We start from the raw sequence: 17,988 nt of genomic DNA on the forward strand, positions 1-17,988 counted from the left end.
AACTCATATAGAATTTATTTTTCTTAATAAAAGTATAGCAGTAGAATAAGTATAAAGAGTGTCTAAAATATTACAAATAATATGTAATAGGCTTTAATGATAACATATTAAAATAAAAAAATGATAACTATTGTTTTAATAGCTATGTTTTTCATGTTACTATTAATTCAAAATGGAGTATTAAAAATAGATTATCAATATAAAGCTACCACTTTACAATGAAGAATTTTCATGTGTAGGTGATTTAGGAACGAATCATGGGATTTATACTGGCATAATGTATAAAAATTTATTAATCATCTAGAATTATTTTTAGTTTTTGCTTTCCAGTTTTAGATATTTATTATTTTACTTTAAAAACCTTTTTAATATTTTTTAAAAGAAAGTGAATGAGTTAGAAGACTATTTCAATAGTTTAAAAGGAAGATAAGAAATAAAGAACAGTATTATTATATGAAAAATTAGGTAGTAAATTATTTTTAACACCATACTAATTTAATAAAATAAAACAAATAAATTGTCTTAGATTAATTATAAATAGATGAATTCGTAAAAACAATAAATAAACATAAAGAAAAGATAAGAATTTTGTCTAGTTATACGTTTTTATTGACCAGTTACGCAGTTGATATTGAATATTCTAAATATTGGTGTTATTTTATAGATGGTTTAAACATACTAGGGGGCTTTATAAATGTGATTTATAGGATTTATAGAGAATGTATAAAATAGTAAAAATTTAGAACTATATTTGATGATATTACAGAGTATATGTATAGAATAATGCTTATACATTAAGTTAGATATAAGGAATGTGCAATTTGTATTGGATGATTCATTTTTATAGTGTATGCTTTTAACTTATTTAATAAAAAAGTAAAGATGTACTCCCAATACATCTTTACTTTAATAGAAGTTATAGTTACTTATAAAGTACGAAAAAATTATATCTTTATTAAGGTAGATAAATCCAAAAAGGTTTTCCTAGAAAAAACTTAATTTTAATTATATCGACTTACTAACAATAAAACTTGATGTAAGCATGTTTCAACTACAGTTTCTCCATATTCTGATATAAAATCATCTAACTGTGTATCTAAAAAATTACAATAATCATATGAACTACTTATATAAGCAGTTAATATATGTGTACATTTGTCTATTTCTCCAATAAACATATTATTCATCCCCCTAAAAAATTTAGTAAAAATAAAAATTGTATTTTAGTAATCAAATAACAAAACTTATAAAATTTTTTAGTACTAGTTCCTATAACTCTATAAAACTAAATATTCCTAGTTTTACCAATTTAGTTTTATTCTACAAATATATAATACTAGAAGTTGCTTTATTATTCAACATGCTTGTTTGAAAATGAAAATTATTATAAATTTATACTTGTTTTTTAAAAAAGAAAATCTAATGATAAATGAGTATATCTGTTATTATTTAAATTAAAAATTGTTTGGTTAAACTGACTAGTTTTTGTTTAAATGAGTAAATGTAAAAAGGCGTTAGATAAAATATTATAAATAAAAAAATAGAAAAATTATTTTACTATTAGCAAAAATTTTAAGATATATGTGATAAAAAAGTTATATAAAGTATTTATAAACACCAAAAGATATAGAGAATTGTGCGTTACAATTCTTTATATCTTTTTAACATATTAAAAAACTTTATAATCTAACAAGAAATGTACATAGAATAAATGCTATTAATTAATATTAAATAAACAAAGTAAAATAATTGCTATTTAATAATCTTTCCACAATAAGGACAATAAGTACCACTCTTTAAAAGTTCCATTCTTGAATCTAAACAATGATTACAGTTTGGACAGCGATAAAATTTCCAATCAATAAAAATACCAAAAAGAGTAAAAATAATCGAAAATGTATAGTTTCCCCTAAAAATAATAAATGCAGCAGCAATCATAAACATGCTTATGGATACTAAAAAGCTTATTTTCAATTTTGTATAAGTATCTATACTTCTCATATAATCACCAACTTATTTTAAATTTAATTCTACTAATAAAAGTATAGCAAGTCTATTATAAAAAAGATAAACTAAAAGATTACAATAAAAAATAAACGTATTATAAACTACTTTCTAAAATAGCCAATTTAAAAGTATATTTCTGAGGAGTTTTTGATAAATCAAATAATTTAAGCTTTATTTAAGGTTAAGACTATATTGATATAAGATTTAAGTTTTAATATATATGTGTAATCAAAATAATTTAGGAGGATTAGTATATTGATAAATTGGGAAATAAAAAAACTGATTAAATCTAAAAGCATGTTTATATCTATAGGAATACTAATGCTAATACTATCAATCAATATCTTTATTAAGCCTGTTTTAGAAACAGAAAATTACTATATAGATAAAGAAAGAGGGCGTATAGAAGATATAAGAAGTAGTAGTGATATAGGCAATTATAAATTTCAAAATAAGATTAATATTTTAAAACAGCTTTCAAATCAAACAGATACAGATGAATTTTCTAAAAGAATTAAATCAATGTCAAATAACAAGCTTTATAATCTAAGAGTGAATGAATATAAAGACATTAATTTTTGGAAAGTGTTTAATTATAGAGCTACAAATACACTTATAAACATAGGTATATTAATTATTATCGCTATAATTATATCAAATATTTATATAGATGAGGTGGTTTGTTCAGTAAGAGATATTATACTCTCATCAAAAGAGAAGAAAAAATCATTAAAATCAAAAATAGTTGTTGCTTTATTAATTCCATTAATAATTTATTCTGTTTATTTAATTGGAGTATTCATTATAACTTGTATTCAACAAGGTATACCAATTAACGGAGATTTGGAAGCTTTTAGGATAGTAGATAACATAGCTACTTTGAAATCCAATCCAAGTATAATAAATTACGTAATATCAAATATAGGTATCGAGCTTTTAATGTTTGAAGGATGGGCCATGATAGCCATATTAGGTTCATTTATAAGTAAATCTTCAATATCATCAATAAGTTTTTTTATATTTATTATAGCTATAACTAAGATAATGTCAGTAATTCATGTATTACCTAAAAAATTACTTTTAGTTATTTCTACTGTAAATTATTATGATTTGATATTTGGATTTAATAAAATAATAGGAAATTATTTAGGAGAGATTATGATATTTAAAATGCATATAGATATTGTTAATCTATCAATAGGGTTTTTGATAGCAATATTCGTAGGTGCTATGTCATTATGTTTCTTAGTAATAAAGTCAGATTATATAAGTAAATAAAGGAGAGTTAAGATGAATAAGTTAGAAATAAAAAATCTTTCAAAGATATACGGTAAAAAAGTAGTAAATGATAATATTACAATAACTCTAGAAAATGGAGTTTATGGTCTTTTAGGACCCAATGGAGCAGGAAAATCTACTTTAATGAAACAAATAACAACATTGATAAAACCTAACAATGGTCAAATTCTCTATAATGGTAAGGATATATTTAAGATGGATGATGATTATAGAAATATTTTAGGATACTTGCCACAAGAGTTTGGAATTTATAAAAACTTTACAGCAAAACAATTTTTACAGTATATAGGGGCATTAAAAGGTTTAAAGGGAAAAGATTTAAATAGGAATATAGATGAGTTATTAGAATTAGTAGGACTCTATGATGTAAGAAATAAGGCTATAGGAAAATTTTCTGGCGGTATGAAGAGAAGAGTTGGTATAGCGCAAGTCTTATTAAATAACCCAAAAATAATAGTACTTGATGAACCAACAGCAGGTCTTGACCCACAAGAAAGAGCTAGATTTAGAAATCTAATAGCCAAAATATCTAGGGATAAGATAATAATTCTTTCTACTCATATAATTTCAGATATAGAATCAGTTGCAAAAGAAACCCTAATGATTAAAAATGGCAAACTTCTAATGAAAGGAACACACAAAGAAATATTAAAGCACATGGAAAACAAAGTATATAATATTCAAGTTAAAAATGAGGCTGAAATTGATAAGATTCAGTCTAAGTATAAGGTTATAAGTATTCAAAGTGATGTTAATTCAATAGTACTTAGAATAGTTTCAGATGATATTCCAACTGAAACTAATACACAACAAGTTCAAGCAAGATTTGAAGATGTATATATGTTTTATTTTGATTTAGAAAATGTAAAGGAGATATAGTATAAATGATATATTTAGTTAAATCTGAAATGATAAAAATACTAAAATCAAAGAGTATCTGGATGATTTGGATATTTCTACTACTTTTTGGGTTTGTTCTTATTAGAAAATTTGATGTTTTAGATACGTATGCAGATATATTTTATAAAATAGAAGGGTCTATACCTTTAATAGGTTTGGTAATGTTTATAATAACTTCTGGAAATTATACAAAAGAATATGATTCTAACCTGACTGGTTTAATAAATACAACTAAAAATGGTAAGAAATCAGTAGTATTATCAAAAATAATGGCTAGTGGTTTAATTTTATCTATGATTAATATTTCTTTTGTATTATTAGTAGGAATGAGAGGATTTAGTTTTTTTGACTTTAAACATTTAGATGAGCCAATTAAAAACTTATGGTATTTTGGAAATAGTAATTTTAATATTACAGTAATACAAATGTATCTGATTGTTATAGTAACTACTGTTTTTGCTTCTTTTATATTTGCACAAATAGGTTTAACACTTTCCTCTATATTTAAATCATCTATAATACCATTTATACTAGGTGGATTAATAATGGCAATACCATATTTTAGCGTAGGTTTTATTCCAGCTAAAGCCATAAAATTTATGTCAGTAACTCCAAACTGGATTATGATGAGCCAACAAATTGTTAGATATAATGTCCCAAGCACATTGATTGGTTTATCCATAGTAATCTCAATTATATTAATGATACTATTAACTAAAATAACATATAAAAATTTTACATCAAGTGAAAGGTTTTAACTAAAAATAATAGTGACTTTATTTGTATATTAGTTTAGTTTAAAATAATATAAACAAATTTTAGAGAAAATATATGCTAATATATAAGTAAATTATCATAGGAGGTTATTTATGGAAAATAGTATTTTAGTAATAGATGACGAGGTAGAAATATTAAAACTTTTAGAAACTGTATTAAAAAAAGAAGGTTTTAATAATATATATACAGCAAAAACTAGAAGAGAAGGGTTAGAAATATTTAAAAATATTAACCCTGATTTAATTATACTAGATATTATGCTACCTGATGGTGAAGGTTACGATATTTGTAAAGAAATAAGAAAAATCTCTACTTCTCCAATAATATTTTTATCAGCTAAAACGGAAGAATTAGATAAATTACTTGGGCTTGCAATTGGAGGAGATGATTATGTTACAAAACCGTTTAGTCCTAAGGAAGTAGCTTTTAGGGTCAAAGCTCACTTAAGAAGATTAAGTTATTTTAATGAGAGCCAAAATGGAAGTATGAATTTAGACAATGATAAAGAAAAAATTATATCATTTGGACCATATAAATTAAATGAAAGTAGAGCAGAACTTATAAAAGATGGGCAGTCCATAGGATTATCTGCAAAGGAATTAAAAATATTATCTTTATTTGCACACAATCAAAATCAGATTATAAGTAAAGAGAGGTTATGGGATAAGGTGTGGGGAGAAGATTATGTTGGTTTTGATAATACTATAATGGTCCATATAAGAAAAATTAGAGAGAAATTGGAGGATAATCCCTCAAAACCAGAATATATTTTGACAGTAAAAGGTCTTGGATATAAATTGGCAGTAAAGGAAGATTAGAATATGAGATGGAAGATTACTAGAAACTTTATGCTCACAATCGTATTTGTAGTTATATCAGTAGTTATTATAAATATCATTTCTATACTGTATGTTGTTTCAACTAATAGTTTTTTTAAAGCTGTGGATTCTAAAAATAATCCTGAAAAATTTGCACGTTCTTTTGAAAAAGATTTGTATGAAAAAGATGGAGAGCTTAGGCTAGCAAAGAGTGGAATTGATAAACTAGAAAAATCAGATTCTTGGATACAAGTTTTAAATGATTCAGGTGAAGAAGTATATGGAATAAATGTTCCAAAGGATACTCCTAAAAAATATACACCATTTCAGATGGTTAATAATTACAAGTATAGAGAAACAAATTACATTAATTTTGTTTTAGAAAAAACTCTAAACAAAAAACATTTAAATATAATAATTGGAATGCCTAGTAGAGATACATCAAGAACAATTTTAACTTATTCTAAAGATAGTATTAAAGAAACTTTAAATAAAATCATTATTATAACACTTGTGATTGATGGAATGGTCGCATTGGGTGTTGGCTACTTATTTAGTAGAAAGCTTACAAAACCAATATCAAGTGTATTATGGAGTGTTGAGGCTATGGCCAATGGAAATTATAGTTTATATCTTAAAGATAGAGGTATATATGAAGAAGTTTTTGCAAATATCAATATGCTGGCTGATACTTTGAGAATAAATGAAGCAGAGAGAAAAGAAAATGAAGAATTAAGAGAAGAATGGTTAGCAAATATAACACATGATATAAAAACGCCTTTATCATCTATACAAGGATATGCAGAAATAATCAATGACAAAGATTATGAGTTTGTAGAAGATGAGTTACGAGAGTATACGGAAATTATATACAATAAGTCTAAGTATATAAAAGATTTGGTTGATGACCTAAATTTATCTACTAGACTAAAAAATAATAATATAGTTTTGAATAAGAAAAAAATAAATTTAGTTGGTTTGGTTAGAAATATAATAGTGGATATTTTAAATGATAATAGATATAAAAACAGGTATATTGAGTTTGAATGTTGTGAAGATTCAATAGAAGTACATGCAGACCCAATCTTGTTAAGAAGGGCCATAACCAATCTTATATTTAATTCAATAGTTCATAATAGTGAGGATGTTTTGATAGAGATAAAAATTGTAAAAAAAGATAATATAGAAATTATAATAAAAGATAGTGGAGTTGGGATAAGTGAAAATGATTTAAAACATATTTTTGAGAAATATTATAGAGGTACCAATACAGGCGAATTGCATAAAGGTTCAGGGCTTGGGATGGCTATTTCTAAAGAGATAATAGAGATTCATAAAGGAAATATCTATGTAAATAGTAAAATTGGAGTAGGTACAGAAATTATTATAGAAATAAATCAAAATTAGGGGAGGATAATATGGATTTTTTAAAAAAAGGAATAAATGGATTTACTATTAAGATATTGGCATTAATATTTATGACATTTGACCATATAGCAGCATTTATGCCAGAAACAATGCAAATACCTATTTGGTTTCATTGGATAGGTAGAATATCAGCACCTTTATTTACGTTTATAGCAGTGGAAGGATTTTATCATACTAGTAACAGGAAAAAGTACATAACTAGGTTGTATATTTGGTCTGTTATTATGGCAATAGGAAATCAAATAATTAATAATATGTTTCCACATCCAGAAGGGGCAATAATTATAAATAATATTTTTTCAACATTATTTTTGATAGCAATTTATTTACAAGCAATAGAATTTATAAAGAAATTTAGAAAAGAAAGAGAAGTAAAATATCTTATTATAGGGTTATTGATGATAATAGCTCCTATAATATTAGGAATATTTACAATAACTATACTTTTCAAATCAGTTAATAAGATTCTAGCTTTATTTATGACTTTAATACCAGTACCATTTTTAGTAGAAGGTGGACCGATTCTTATTACACTTGGGATTATTTTTTATTTGTGTAGAGGGAAGAAGCTTAATTTAAGTATTTGCTATATTTTAATGTGTATCTTTATATTTATAGCAATGGCAAATGGAGATTTTAGTTTAAAAAATTCTACTTTACAAAATTACCAATGGATGATGGTTGCTTCTCTACCTTTCATGTTGCTTTACAATAGGGAAAAAGGTAAGAGTATGAAATATTTATTTTATTTATATTATCCAATCCATATATATGTGTTGTATATTTTAGGGATATATTTAATATAATTTTAAAATATAAAATGTGTGTAGTAAAACACTTCTGCTTAAAAATAACATTGGATATAAGTATAATATTACTGGAACTTGAAACTTTTTAATAAAAAATAATAAAACAGAGATTTGATATATACATCTAATAACTCTGTTTTATTATTTTTTGTAATATATATTTTTATTTATAGATTAGTACTTTCATTATTAATAAATTCCATTATATTTTCATTATCTATTCTATAAAATTAGTCATAACTTTCTCTTCATATTGTGGTTCTTTAATTCCAGATTTCTTACCAGCTGAAATACATTTAAGAAGCCATGCCATATTTTCGCCTAAAGTTCGCATGGTTTGTAAGCCTTCTTCATCCTTAATAACATCTTCTGGTGTAAAACCATGTACCTGATTCCAATACTGTGATGATACAATAGGCATATTGCTGATTGAAAAATATTTGTTAAGTTGGTCAAATGTTGCAGTTGCACCACCACGTCTACAGGATACAATTGAAGCACCTAATTTTGTAGCCATGCGACTTCCAGCTATGAAAAATAGACGGTCAAGAAACGAAGTTAATTGACCACTTGCACTAGAAAAATAAACAGGAGAACCAATAATAATACCATCAATATTATCAAGTTCTTCAACTAATTCATTAACCTTATCATCACAAATACATTTTCCAGTTTCAAAACAAGATGAGCAAGCAATACATCCTGGGATTGCTTTTTTACCTAAATACAGTATTTCTGTTTCAATATCGTGTGTATTTAATACTTTAGTAATCTCAGTTAATGCTGTGTAAGTACATCCATATTGGTTTGGGCTACCATTTATCAATAAAACTTTCATTATAAATTTCCTCCAATAAACTTTATTTAATAGATTTTTTAGATAGATAGATTTTTGTAAAGTGGGATTTCTATGAATATCACGATTAGTATAATAACATGTAATCTTAGACATCCACCTAAAATAGCAATTTTTTGTCTATATAGTACACCTCCTATTATCAAATTGACTTTCAATTATTCTTACACTATAATTTTATTATAAATTGTCTTAAAAACAAGTACGCACATTTTTGTTCAATACTAACTAGAAGGAGAGTGTAACATATGGGTATGGATTGTATCTCAAATAAAGATTTAAATGAAACAGGATTTAGTTATACACTTTCATTGATTAACGGCAAATATAAAATGATAATTCTTTATTGTCTTGTAGAATTTAAGGTTGTCAGATATAACGCATTAAAGCGTTATATAAATACAATTTCCTATAAAACATTGAGTTTATCATTGAAAGAATTGGAGGCAGACAACTTGATTATTCGTACTGAATATCCTCAAATACCTCCTAAGGTAGAATATAGTCTATCAGAAAGAGGAAAATCTTTGATTCCAATTTTAGATGCAATGTGTGAGTGGGGAGAGAAGAATAGAATTTAATTTTATATTTGTATGTATTATAAAAAGACTGTAAGTAAATATCTAAACAAATTTACTCACAGTCTTTATTTGAATAACTCCTATTTGAAATTTATAAAAATACTCAAAGAGTCATTATGAAATTTCACCACCAATTTCCTCTATATCATTTTTATAGATAGTACAAGCTTCCACAGCTAATTCTAAACCTTTCACTATTTCCTCTAGAGACATAAATGGTGTATTCTTTTTATCTATTATCTGTGAAGTCATGTATGGTATGTGTATAAAGCCACCTTTTATATTAGGATATTTTTTGTCTATCATGTAAAGAATTCCATACATTACATGGTTACAAACAAATGTACCTGCAGTGTTTGAAACACTTGCTGGAATTTTATTTTCATTCATATGTTTTACCATAGCTTTTACAGGTAATTTTGAAAAATATGCAGGTTGACCATCTTCTTTTATAACAGTATCTATTACTTGGTTACCTTCATTATCTTTTATTCTAAAGTCATCTACATTTATAGCAACCCTCTCAGGTGTAATATCAAATCTACCTCCAGCTTGTCCAACTGATATTACTATATCTGGATTGTGCTGTTGGATAGCTTTATCTATAGCTTCAACAGATTTTGTCATAACTGTTGGTATAGTTATTTTTATAATTTCTGCACCATTTATATTATCATTGACCCTTTCAACTGCTTCTTGAGCTGGATTTATTGGTTCTCCACCAAATGGGTCGAATCCTGTTAACAAAATTTTCATTATTTTACCTCCTAATTCTATTAAAATCCTAAAAAATACATTACTAATATGTGAGCTATAATTAATACTAAAGCAACTGGTGCTTGGTATTTTATAACAATGTAGTCGTTTTTACATTCAAGTAAAGCGGCTGGAACTATATTAAAATTAGCAGCCATTGGAGTAAGTAAAGTTCCACAATATCCTGCTGTTAATGCTAGTGCTCCAATTATAGCAGGATTTCCACCTTGAGACAATACGAAAGGAATTCCAATTCCTGCCGTTATGACTGAAAACGCAGCAAATGCATTTCCCATTATCATAGTAAATATAACCATACCTAATACATAAGCTATAACACCAAATAATCTGTTATCAGCAGGGACTACACCGGATATCATATTTGATATAACCTCACCAACTCCAGCTTGAGTAAATAAAGCTCCTAATGCAACCAAAAGTTGTGGTAACATACTAGCAGGTCCCATTTGTTGAAGTAATCTTGAGCCATCTTGAACTGAGGTAGTAGGTTTTGCTTTAGTTATTATAAAAGCTGATATTAATGCAATTATTGAACCCACACCTATTGCGAACTGCGAAGAATTGTCAAAATTAGTAAGGCTCATAGCTACAACTACTGCAGCAAATGCTAATATTAATGATGGTATAAATATTTTGTTTTTAAGTTTATCTGCTTGTTCTTTCCCAAAATTCTCATTTGGTTCTTCATATTTTGCAAATACAACTTGTTTGGAAAGTGTCAATAAGCTAGATAATATTAGTATTATTCCGATTATATTAGCTGGAATCAGTCTACCAAATATGAAGGGTAATGATATCAGTATCCAAAATAATGATGTACCATATTTCTTATTGTTATCTATTGTAGTAAAAGACTTATATGCTATTACAATCATTAAAAACCCCATTAATGCGTAAAAAACTTCTAATGATATATTTATAAAATTTTGCATTTTTATTCCTCCTAAATAAATCTATCTCTTGTGACTCTTATTTAATTTTTTATCATATAAAGTAAATTGAATTGTAGCAACTACAAGTGCTATTACTGCCATGATAATATTGGCCTTTACAATGTTAAGCCCAGTTACATTGTATCCGAATTGAGTCAGCGTAGAGGCTATAAGCAATACTCCACTACTACCTGCAAATAGATTTTGACCATAAAAGTTTCCATAGTTTTCTGATGCAGCAGACAATGCTTTTATAGCTTCTTCATCAGATTCTTTTAGTTCATCACTCTTACTCAAACCAGCAGCTTGTGCCATAGGATTAACAAGTGGTCTCACGAACTGAGGATGTCCACTCATTCTTATAGATAGAGCACCAGCTATTTGTCTAGCTACCATGTATATAGTAAGCACTTTTCCTGTTGTAAGTTTCTTTAATTTTTCTATTAGAGAAACAGCTCTTTGTTTCAATCCATATCTTTCTAATACACCAATTACTGGCAATGTTAGTATGAATAATGATACACCTCTATTTGAAACAAAAGAGTCTCCTAAGATTGTAAAGATTTGATTAAAATCTAATCCTGCAACAATCCCTGTTGCTATACCTGCTAATAATACAGTAAATAGCGTATCCATTTTAAGTATAAAACCAATTACGACTATCAATATACCAATCAATTTTATCATATATTATTCTCCTTCCATTTTTCTATATTTTTAATTTAAATTTACTTAGCAAATAAAGATAAACTCTTTTTATAGTATTTGCTTTAATAAGACTATTATTATAAAATTTAAGAAAAAAATAGGGAATATGCCTTAAAATATCAAAATAAATATTTTAAAACATATTCCCTATTTTTTCTTTTGTTCATATTTATAGATTTAACTACATCAAATTTAAAGTGTTATTATATTAATATTTTTATTCAAAATAGTATCTATTTCCTTTGAATTGATTTGTTTAATTGTTTTTATAGAATTAGGATTTGTAGAGTGATTACCTATGTGTTTTTCAAACAACATAACATCATGCCAACAATCAAATTTATATCCTGTATTGTGATAAACTCCACATAGTTTGAAACCAAATTTTTGATGAAGTTTTTCACTTTTTATATTTGGTGATGTAATACTAACATATAAATTTTGAATATTTTGCAACTTCAATATATCTATGATTGAATTATAAAGAGCAATTCCTATCTTATGACTGATAAATTTTTTATCAACATAAATTGATAATTCAACATTCCATTGATAAGCAGTTCTTTCATTATGTTCATGAGCGTAAGCATATCCAACAATTTTTTTATCAATTAAACAGACTAGGTAAGGATATTTTGAGCAAATTCTTTTTATTCTACTTTTAAAATCATCAATGCCTGGAATGCTATATTCAAAGGTAATTGCTGTATCAGTAATATATGGAGTATATATTTCTAATATTTCTTCTGCATCCGTTTCATTAGCCATTCTGATTTCAACATATTTCATAAATATCATCTCCAATATAGTAAATGTAGTAGAAATTTCTTATATAAGACCTAAATCTAAATAAATATAAGAAAATTTTATATATTATATAATATTTTATAGCTATATAGCTATTTTATCAATATTTATAAATTTCAGAATATATTTACAATACTATATTGGAGATAAATTTATATTCTGTAAGGGGATTTGAAATAAATAATTTTAGTTATTAAGATTTATTACAAAATCATCTATTTTGTCTTGTGATATTTTAAAACTGTCGTAATTACCTTTTGCAACAGATTTCATAACAAGTTTATCTAAAAATTTCATTTTTTCTAATCGAGCTTCACTACCAAAAATTCCAATTGCATTTGCATTTTCCAATAAAGATGATGGAAAGTTTGATTTTAAATATTTATCTGCTTGTTCAGAAAAACCACAACAAAGAAATATACCAACTCGTTTTTTATTTAATAATTCTATATTATCATTACACAATACACGAATCTTTTTTGAAACTGAGCCAACATATATAGAGCTTCCAATAATAATTGTATCAAATTTTGATAATTCAATTTTAGTATTATTATCATTAATATCAACAATAGTAACACTATCTGATAGTTTATTTTTTAGTATATTTGCACAGTCTTTTGTGCAACCATATTTACTTGAATATACAATAATAGTATTCATATTTATTCTCCCTTTCGTAAAGCATTTTCTATAGCCTTTCGTATAGTATCACTGCTATAAGTTGCAGAAGTTATAGCGTCCACTTCTAAAGATTGTTGCTCAACTACGCTCTTTATGATTTTTTCAGCAGGCTTACCTAAAAGAGTGTCGTGTTCTAGTATCTTAATATTTTCAATTTTGCCATTATTAACTTTAACAGATACAGTAGCTTTTACCAATTTATTATCTGCATTTCCTATATAAGTACCATTTTTCACACTAGCTGGATTTATATTTTTTACTACTAATTTTTCTGGTTTTAAGTTAGTTACAATTAAAATAATAATGCATATAAAAATAAGAAATAGTATTATAGATATTTTAAAAACTCTTTTTAAAATTTTCTTCTTATTAGTTTCATTGTGGCTTTTCATTGTAAAGTCCTCCTACTAAAATATCTAAGAAATTCTCTATAATTTGAGTGAAATTATCTAAAGAATACAATTGATTTTCAACAATACATAAAACAAATCCTAATAAAGCACTTATAAGCATCCATGAGGTTTTATCTACGTTTTGTTTGAATACACCTTGATTAATTCCAAGGGAAAGAAGTTCATCGAGTATTTTTATACCATTATTAGTAGGTTCACTATTTGTATTTTCAGATGCGAATATAATGTTCATTCTACTATGCATTATAGCTTTTGACATTTCTGGTTCACTAGAAAGAGTTTTTATAAAACTAGTCATAATTTCTATGATTTGTTTATCTATTGGGAGAGATGAGCAATTATGTATAATGTCAATAGCATTACTTTCTATAGTGTTATAAAGTTTTTTTGTCATATCACTGATAATCTCTGCCTTGTCTTTATAGTAAAGGTAAATTGTAGTTGGAGAATAATCTATTTTTGAAGCAATTTTTCTTATTGATAAATTTTCATATCCATATTGATTGATAATTTCTATGCTAGCATCCATAATTTTTTTCTTCATTTCTGCTTTTTCATTTTTTCGTCTTTCTTTAATACTCATATAATCACCTCATAACTTAACAGTGTTAATTTAATTTACAATGTAATTATATTCTTTATATTTAATATTGTCAATAAACTATTAATAATATAATTTAATAAATTTTTATAGCTGAAATATTGAAGTTATTAATTGTAATATTTCAACTATTGTTGTATAATAATAATCGGTTTAAAGGTGCCACATTTTGTTAAAGCTGATTTATAATTGTAAATAAACTTTAATAAGACACATTAAAATATAATAAATTCTTTTATACTACAAAAGACCTTTTGTAGTTATTAAATCAGATGGGAATTTTTTGATAGGGTATAATAAATAGTCTAAAATCATAAATTTAACATCTGTACTTGTTCGAGAACTCCAAGTATAAAAAACTAAGGAATTATATAGTGGCAGTATATAATTAATACCCTTAGACACACCTTTTTGAAAGTGGAAAAAAGATGTGTAGTTCTCCTCGACCACAAATCAAGGAGGATAAAAGTATGGAAAAGAGAAAAGTAATAATTGATTGTGACCCAGGAATTGATGATTCTTTGGCCATCCTTCTGGCTTTAAACTCACCAGAGCTAGAAGTACTTGGAATTACCACATGTTGTGGAAATGTTCCAGCAAACATAGGTGCAGAAAATGCACTAAAAACACTTCAAATGTGCTCTTCACTAAATATACCAGTATATAAAGGAGAGGAAGCACCACTAAAAAGAAAACTTGTAACAGCTCAAGATACACATGGAGAAGATGGTATTGGAGAAAACTTTTATCAAAGAGTGGCAGAAGCTAAAGTAAAAGATGGAGCAGTAGATTTTATAATAAATACTTTACATAATCATGAAAAAGTATCAATAATAGCACTTGCACCACTTACAAATATAGCTAAGGCACTTATGAAAGATAAAAAAGTCTTTGAAAATCTTGATGAGTTTGTATCTATGGGAGGAGCATTTAGAATTCATGGAAATTGTTCTCCAGTAGCTGAGTTTAACTATTGGGTAGACCCACATGGAGCAGATTATGTTTACAAGAATTTATCTAAAAAAATTCACATGGTAGGTTTAGATGTAACTAGAAAAATTGTACTTACTCCCAATATTATTGAGTTTATAAATAGACTTGATGAAAAAATGGCAAAGTATATAACTGAAATAACTAGATTTTATATTGATTTCCATTGGGAACAAGAAGGAATAATTGGTTGTGTGATAAACGACCCTCTAGCAGTAGCATACTTTATAGATAGAAGCATATGTAAAGGGTTTGAATCATATGTAGAAGTTGTAGAAGATGGAATAGCTATGGGCCAATCTATAGTAGATTCTTTTAATTTCTATAAAAAGTATCCTAATGCAATTGTTCTAAATGAAGTTGATGAAAAGAAGTTTATGTATATGTTTTTAAAGAGACTTTTTAAAGGTTATGAGGACGTTATAGACTCTGTGGAAGGAGTGATATAGTGTGAAAAGAAAAATCTGTGTAAAAACTATTACACTTATAGCTTTTGGCATCTCTATAAATATAATAGGAGCTTTTATAGCTATGGGGTTAAGATTACCTATATACTTAGATTCAATAGGAACTATAATGATAGCCTCGCTTTTAGGTCCTAAATATGCTGTTATTACAGGTGTATTTGGAAGTTTAATAAGTGGAATCACCTTTGATGTGTATTCTCTCTACTTTGCACCAGTTCAAATATCAACAGGTTTACTTGCTGGAATAGCATTTAAAAAGAATTTTTTAAAGGGATTAAAAACTCCATTAGGAGTGTTGTTATTTGCTATTCCAACATCTATAATAAGTTCAATAATTTCAGCTTTTCTATTTGGAGGCATGACATCATCAGGCTCTTCCTACATAGTACAAATTTTGAAAGTATTAGGACTAGGAGATGTACTTAGTGTATTTATAACTCAAGTATTCACTGACTATACAGATAAATTTGTAGCAGTTATTTTAGTGAACTTAGGATTAAATGCAGTTCCAAAGACTTTAAAAGTATCATTAACTGGAGGAAGATAGTAAAAAATGGATAGATATAGTGAAATAACAAATAAGAATCAAAGAGAAATTGTTTTACTTAAAGGATTTCCTTGTATCTGGGGAAAATGTTCTTTTTGTGATTATATAGATGATAATTCTAATTTAGAAGAAGAAATGAATAGGTTAAATATAGAGGTTTTGAAAAATGTAACTGGAAAATATGGAGTTCTTGAAGTCATAAATTCTGGTAGTTGTTTTGAATTACCTAAAGATACCTTAGAAAAAATAAAATGTATTATAAAAGAGAAGAAAATAAAAAAATTATTTTTAGAAAGTCATTGGTCTTATAAAAATAGGATTAAAGAGATGAGAGACTATTTTGAAATTCCTGTAGTATTTAAAATAGGTGTTGAGACCTTTGACAATGATTTTAGAAATAATGTTTTAAATAAAAATGCAAAATTTAAGACACCACAAGATGTAAAAGACTATTTTGATTCACCTTGCATTATGGTAGGGATTGAAGGGCAAACAAAAGAGATGATAGATAGGGATATAGAAATTATACTAAATGATTTTGAAAAAGCAACTGTGAATGTTTTTATAAATAATTCTTCTAGCATTAAAAGAGATGAAGCATTGGTTAAGTGGTTCACTAATAAATATAAATATTTAGATAAAAATCCAAATATAGAGGTTTTATATAACAATACAGATTTCGGTGTAGGAGATTAGTAAAGTTTTTAAAGCTATGTTATATTGCAATAAGTATTAGTTTAGTTTAAATTTTAAATTTGAAAATTTAGTATGTTTTTGGAAAAGCTTCTGATAGTTGGAAGCTTTTTTTTATAGATTTTTATGTTACAATAAGAAAAAAGGAATTAAGGAGTAAATAAATGATATTTAGTAGGGAAAAATGGAATAAATTAGATTATAAGAAACTCCTAGAATATATGAAATCTATACAAGATACAAAATATAGAGACTTTAATAGAAAGCTCATACCAAATACAGAAAATATAATAGGTATTAGGATTCCTATTTTAAGAGAACTATCGAAAGAAATAAGTAAAGGGAATTGGAAGGAATTTTTAGATATAGCAGAGGATACATATTATGAAGAAACTGTATTGCAAGGTATGGTAATTGGCAATATAAATAACAACTTTGAAGAATCTCTATACTATATAGAAAGGTTTGTACCTAAAATTAATAATTGGTCAGTTTGTGATGGATTCTGTAGTGGTTTAAAATATACGAAAAAATATAAAGAAAACATGTATGATATACTTAAAAAATATGTTTATTCAAAAAATCCATGGGAAATTAGATTTGCATTAGTTATGTTTTTAATATATTATGTTGATGATAAACATATTAAAGAAATCTTTGAATACTGTAACAATATACAAAGTGAAGAATATTATGTTAAAATGGGTATGGCATGGTTGCTATCAATTTGTTTTATTAAATATGAAGAAGAAACATTTTTCTATATAAAAAATAATAATTTAGATGATTTTACTTACAATAAAACGTTGCAAAAAATAATTGAATCCAATAGAGTAGATTTAGAAAAGAAAAATATAATAAGAGGTATGAAGAGAAAGACAAGAAGATATTGAC

21 protein-coding genes and 1 riboswitch are annotated in these 17,988 nt (G+C 26.1%); of the genes, 11 read left to right on the plus strand and 10 right to left on the minus strand.

The window, feature by feature from the left end; genetic code table 11:
• Positions 1-1,001: 1,001 nt before the first annotated feature.
• Together ACTG48_RS08895 and ACTG48_RS08900 are read right to left on the minus strand one after the other, a co-directional pair.
• Positions 1,002-1,178 (minus strand): hypothetical protein, encoded by a 177-nt coding sequence (locus ACTG48_RS08895; protein WP_009889562.1) that lies wholly within the window; start codon positions 1,176-1,178, stop codon positions 1,002-1,004.
• Between the two features lie 574 nt (positions 1,179-1,752).
• The gene (locus tag ACTG48_RS08900) at positions 1,753-2,001 is read right to left on the minus strand and encodes a hypothetical protein (RefSeq protein WP_021384454.1); all 249 of its coding nucleotides are present in this window, start codon (positions 1,999-2,001) and stop codon (positions 1,753-1,755) included.
• A 261-nt stretch (positions 2,002-2,262) separates the two neighbouring features.
• On the opposite strand from ACTG48_RS08900, the gene ACTG48_RS08905 reads away from it, so the two are divergent.
• The 6 genes from ACTG48_RS08905 (at position 2,263) to ACTG48_RS08930 (ending at position 8,035) form a co-directional block, all read left to right on the plus strand.
• Positions 2,263-3,285, plus strand: coding sequence for an ABC-2 transporter family protein (locus tag ACTG48_RS08905; protein ID WP_021384468.1), 1,023 nt, complete (start codon positions 2,263-2,265; stop codon positions 3,283-3,285).
• Positions 3,286-3,297: 12 nt separating this feature from the next.
• Positions 3,298-4,185 (plus strand): ABC transporter ATP-binding protein, encoded by an 888-nt coding sequence (locus tag ACTG48_RS08910; RefSeq protein WP_021384439.1) that lies wholly within the window; start codon positions 3,298-3,300, stop codon positions 4,183-4,185.
• Between the two features lie 29 nt (positions 4,186-4,214).
• On the plus strand, positions 4,215-4,964 hold the full coding sequence (locus ACTG48_RS08915; RefSeq protein WP_479918635.1) for an ABC transporter permease: 750 nt from the start codon (positions 4,215-4,217) through the stop codon (positions 4,962-4,964).
• A gap of 111 nt (positions 4,965-5,075) precedes the next feature.
• Positions 5,076-5,801, plus strand: coding sequence for a response regulator transcription factor (locus ACTG48_RS08920; protein ID WP_021384466.1), 726 nt, complete (start codon positions 5,076-5,078; stop codon positions 5,799-5,801).
• Positions 5,802-5,804: 3 nt separating this feature from the next.
• A complete protein-coding gene (locus ACTG48_RS08925; RefSeq protein ID WP_479918636.1) occupies positions 5,805-7,208 on the plus strand; it encodes a sensor histidine kinase in 1,404 nt (467 codons plus the stop codon).
• Between the two features lie 11 nt (positions 7,209-7,219).
• Positions 7,220-8,035 (plus strand): TraX family protein, encoded by an 816-nt coding sequence (locus ACTG48_RS08930; protein WP_479918637.1) that lies wholly within the window; start codon positions 7,220-7,222, stop codon positions 8,033-8,035.
• A 220-nt stretch (positions 8,036-8,255) separates the two neighbouring features.
• On the opposite strand, the gene ACTG48_RS08935 is transcribed toward ACTG48_RS08930, so the two are convergent.
• Positions 8,256-8,876 carry a flavodoxin family protein gene (locus tag ACTG48_RS08935; protein WP_021384478.1) on the minus strand — a complete coding sequence of 207 codons (621 nt, stop codon included), beginning with the start codon at positions 8,874-8,876 and terminating at the stop codon, positions 8,256-8,258.
• A gap of 266 nt (positions 8,877-9,142) precedes the next feature.
• On the opposite strand from ACTG48_RS08935, the gene ACTG48_RS08940 reads away from it, so the two are divergent.
• Positions 9,143-9,475, plus strand: a complete 333-nt coding sequence (locus tag ACTG48_RS08940; protein WP_021384459.1) for a winged helix-turn-helix transcriptional regulator — start codon at positions 9,143-9,145, stop codon at positions 9,473-9,475.
• A gap of 114 nt (positions 9,476-9,589) precedes the next feature.
• On the opposite strand, the gene pcp is transcribed toward ACTG48_RS08940, so the two are convergent.
• The 7 genes from pcp to ACTG48_RS08975 all read right to left on the minus strand — a co-directional run bounded on the left by pcp (position 9,590) and on the right by ACTG48_RS08975 (position 14,379).
• The gene (gene pcp, locus ACTG48_RS08945; RefSeq protein WP_021384434.1) at positions 9,590-10,231 is read right to left on the minus strand and encodes a pyroglutamyl-peptidase I; all 642 of its coding nucleotides are present in this window, start codon (positions 10,229-10,231) and stop codon (positions 9,590-9,592) included.
• 20 nt (positions 10,232-10,251) lie between these two features.
• Positions 10,252-11,184 carry a DUF979 domain-containing protein gene (locus tag ACTG48_RS08950; protein WP_021384437.1) on the minus strand — a complete coding sequence of 311 codons (933 nt, stop codon included), beginning with the start codon at positions 11,182-11,184 and terminating at the stop codon, positions 10,252-10,254.
• Positions 11,185-11,205: 21 nt separating this feature from the next.
• Positions 11,206-11,871, minus strand: coding sequence for a DUF969 domain-containing protein (locus ACTG48_RS08955; RefSeq protein ID WP_021384476.1), 666 nt, complete (start codon positions 11,869-11,871; stop codon positions 11,206-11,208).
• A gap of 213 nt (positions 11,872-12,084) precedes the next feature.
• The gene (locus ACTG48_RS08960) at positions 12,085-12,681 is read right to left on the minus strand and encodes an N-acetyltransferase family protein (RefSeq protein ID WP_479918638.1); all 597 of its coding nucleotides are present in this window, start codon (positions 12,679-12,681) and stop codon (positions 12,085-12,087) included.
• Positions 12,682-12,885: 204 nt separating this feature from the next.
• Complete coding sequence (locus ACTG48_RS08965) at positions 12,886-13,362, minus strand: flavodoxin domain-containing protein (protein WP_021384436.1); 477 nt, start codon at positions 13,360-13,362, stop codon at positions 12,886-12,888.
• Between the two features lie 2 nt (positions 13,363-13,364).
• Positions 13,365-13,775: an FMN-binding protein gene (locus ACTG48_RS08970; protein WP_021384440.1), complete on the minus strand. Its 411-nt coding sequence runs from the start codon at positions 13,773-13,775 to the stop codon at positions 13,365-13,367.
• Positions 13,759-14,379, minus strand: coding sequence for a TetR/AcrR family transcriptional regulator (locus tag ACTG48_RS08975; RefSeq protein WP_021384457.1), 621 nt, complete (start codon positions 14,377-14,379; stop codon positions 13,759-13,761). The genes ACTG48_RS08970 and ACTG48_RS08975 overlap by 17 nt, the downstream gene beginning before the upstream one ends.
• Before the next feature lie 343 nt (positions 14,380-14,722).
• Positions 14,723-14,766: riboswitch (PreQ1 riboswitch) on the plus strand.
• Positions 14,767-14,867: 101 nt separating this feature from the next.
• On the opposite strand from ACTG48_RS08975, the gene ACTG48_RS08980 reads away from it, so the two are divergent.
• The 4 genes from ACTG48_RS08980 to ACTG48_RS08995 all read left to right on the plus strand — a co-directional run bounded on the left by ACTG48_RS08980 (position 14,868) and on the right by ACTG48_RS08995 (position 17,987).
• Entirely contained in the window at positions 14,868-15,836 is a 969-nt protein-coding gene (locus tag ACTG48_RS08980; protein WP_479918639.1) for a nucleoside hydrolase, read from the plus strand.
• A gap of 1 nt (position 15,837) precedes the next feature.
• Complete coding sequence (locus ACTG48_RS08985; protein WP_021384441.1) at positions 15,838-16,401, plus strand: hypothetical protein; 564 nt, start codon at positions 15,838-15,840, stop codon at positions 16,399-16,401.
• Between the two features lie 6 nt (positions 16,402-16,407).
• Positions 16,408-17,097, plus strand: a complete 690-nt coding sequence (locus ACTG48_RS08990) for a radical SAM protein (protein ID WP_479918640.1) — start codon at positions 16,408-16,410, stop codon at positions 17,095-17,097.
• A 161-nt stretch (positions 17,098-17,258) separates the two neighbouring features.
• Positions 17,259-17,987, plus strand: a complete 729-nt coding sequence (locus tag ACTG48_RS08995) for a DNA alkylation repair protein (RefSeq protein WP_479918641.1) — start codon at positions 17,259-17,261, stop codon at positions 17,985-17,987.
• Position 17,988: the final 1 nt, after the last annotated feature.

The sequence above is a fragment of the Clostridioides sp. LIBA-6822 genome, from assembly GCF_056688955.1.

Excerpts from the sequence above, each read along its gene's own strand:
- ACTG48_RS08895 (WP_009889562.1), bottom strand. The coding sequence starts at position 1,178 with ATGTTTATTGGAGAAATAGACAAATGTACACATATATTAACTGCTTAT.
- ACTG48_RS08900 (WP_021384454.1), bottom strand. The coding sequence starts at position 2,001 with ATGAGAAGTATAGATACTTATACAAAATTGAAAATAAGCTTTTTAGTA.
- ACTG48_RS08910 (WP_021384439.1), top strand. The coding sequence starts at position 3,298 with ATGAATAAGTTAGAAATAAAAAATCTTTCAAAGATATACGGTAAAAAA.
- ACTG48_RS08915 (WP_479918635.1), top strand. The coding sequence starts at position 4,215 with ATGATAAAAATACTAAAATCAAAGAGTATCTGGATGATTTGGATATTT.
- ACTG48_RS08920 (WP_021384466.1), top strand. The coding sequence starts at position 5,076 with ATGGAAAATAGTATTTTAGTAATAGATGACGAGGTAGAAATATTAAAA.
- ACTG48_RS08925 (WP_479918636.1), top strand. The coding sequence starts at position 5,805 with ATGAGATGGAAGATTACTAGAAACTTTATGCTCACAATCGTATTTGTA.
- ACTG48_RS08930 (WP_479918637.1), top strand. The coding sequence starts at position 7,220 with ATGGATTTTTTAAAAAAAGGAATAAATGGATTTACTATTAAGATATTG.
- ACTG48_RS08935 (WP_021384478.1), bottom strand. The coding sequence starts at position 8,876 with ATGAAAGTTTTATTGATAAATGGTAGCCCAAACCAATATGGATGTACT.
- ACTG48_RS08940 (WP_021384459.1), top strand. The coding sequence starts at position 9,143 with ATGGGTATGGATTGTATCTCAAATAAAGATTTAAATGAAACAGGATTT.
- pcp (WP_021384434.1), bottom strand. The coding sequence starts at position 10,231 with ATGAAAATTTTGTTAACAGGATTCGACCCATTTGGTGGAGAACCAATA.
- ACTG48_RS08950 (WP_021384437.1), bottom strand. The coding sequence starts at position 11,184 with ATGCAAAATTTTATAAATATATCATTAGAAGTTTTTTACGCATTAATG.
- ACTG48_RS08955 (WP_021384476.1), bottom strand. The coding sequence starts at position 11,871 with ATGATAAAATTGATTGGTATATTGATAGTCGTAATTGGTTTTATACTT.
- ACTG48_RS08960 (WP_479918638.1), bottom strand. The coding sequence starts at position 12,681 with ATGAAATATGTTGAAATCAGAATGGCTAATGAAACGGATGCAGAAGAA.
- ACTG48_RS08965 (WP_021384436.1), bottom strand. The coding sequence starts at position 13,362 with ATGAATACTATTATTGTATATTCAAGTAAATATGGTTGCACAAAAGAC.
- ACTG48_RS08970 (WP_021384440.1), bottom strand. The coding sequence starts at position 13,775 with ATGAAAAGCCACAATGAAACTAATAAGAAGAAAATTTTAAAAAGAGTT.
- ACTG48_RS08975 (WP_021384457.1), bottom strand. The coding sequence starts at position 14,379 with ATGAGTATTAAAGAAAGACGAAAAAATGAAAAAGCAGAAATGAAGAAA.
- ACTG48_RS08980 (WP_479918639.1), top strand. The coding sequence starts at position 14,868 with ATGGAAAAGAGAAAAGTAATAATTGATTGTGACCCAGGAATTGATGAT.
- ACTG48_RS08990 (WP_479918640.1), top strand. The coding sequence starts at position 16,408 with ATGGATAGATATAGTGAAATAACAAATAAGAATCAAAGAGAAATTGTT.
- ACTG48_RS08995 (WP_479918641.1), top strand. The coding sequence starts at position 17,259 with ATGATATTTAGTAGGGAAAAATGGAATAAATTAGATTATAAGAAACTC.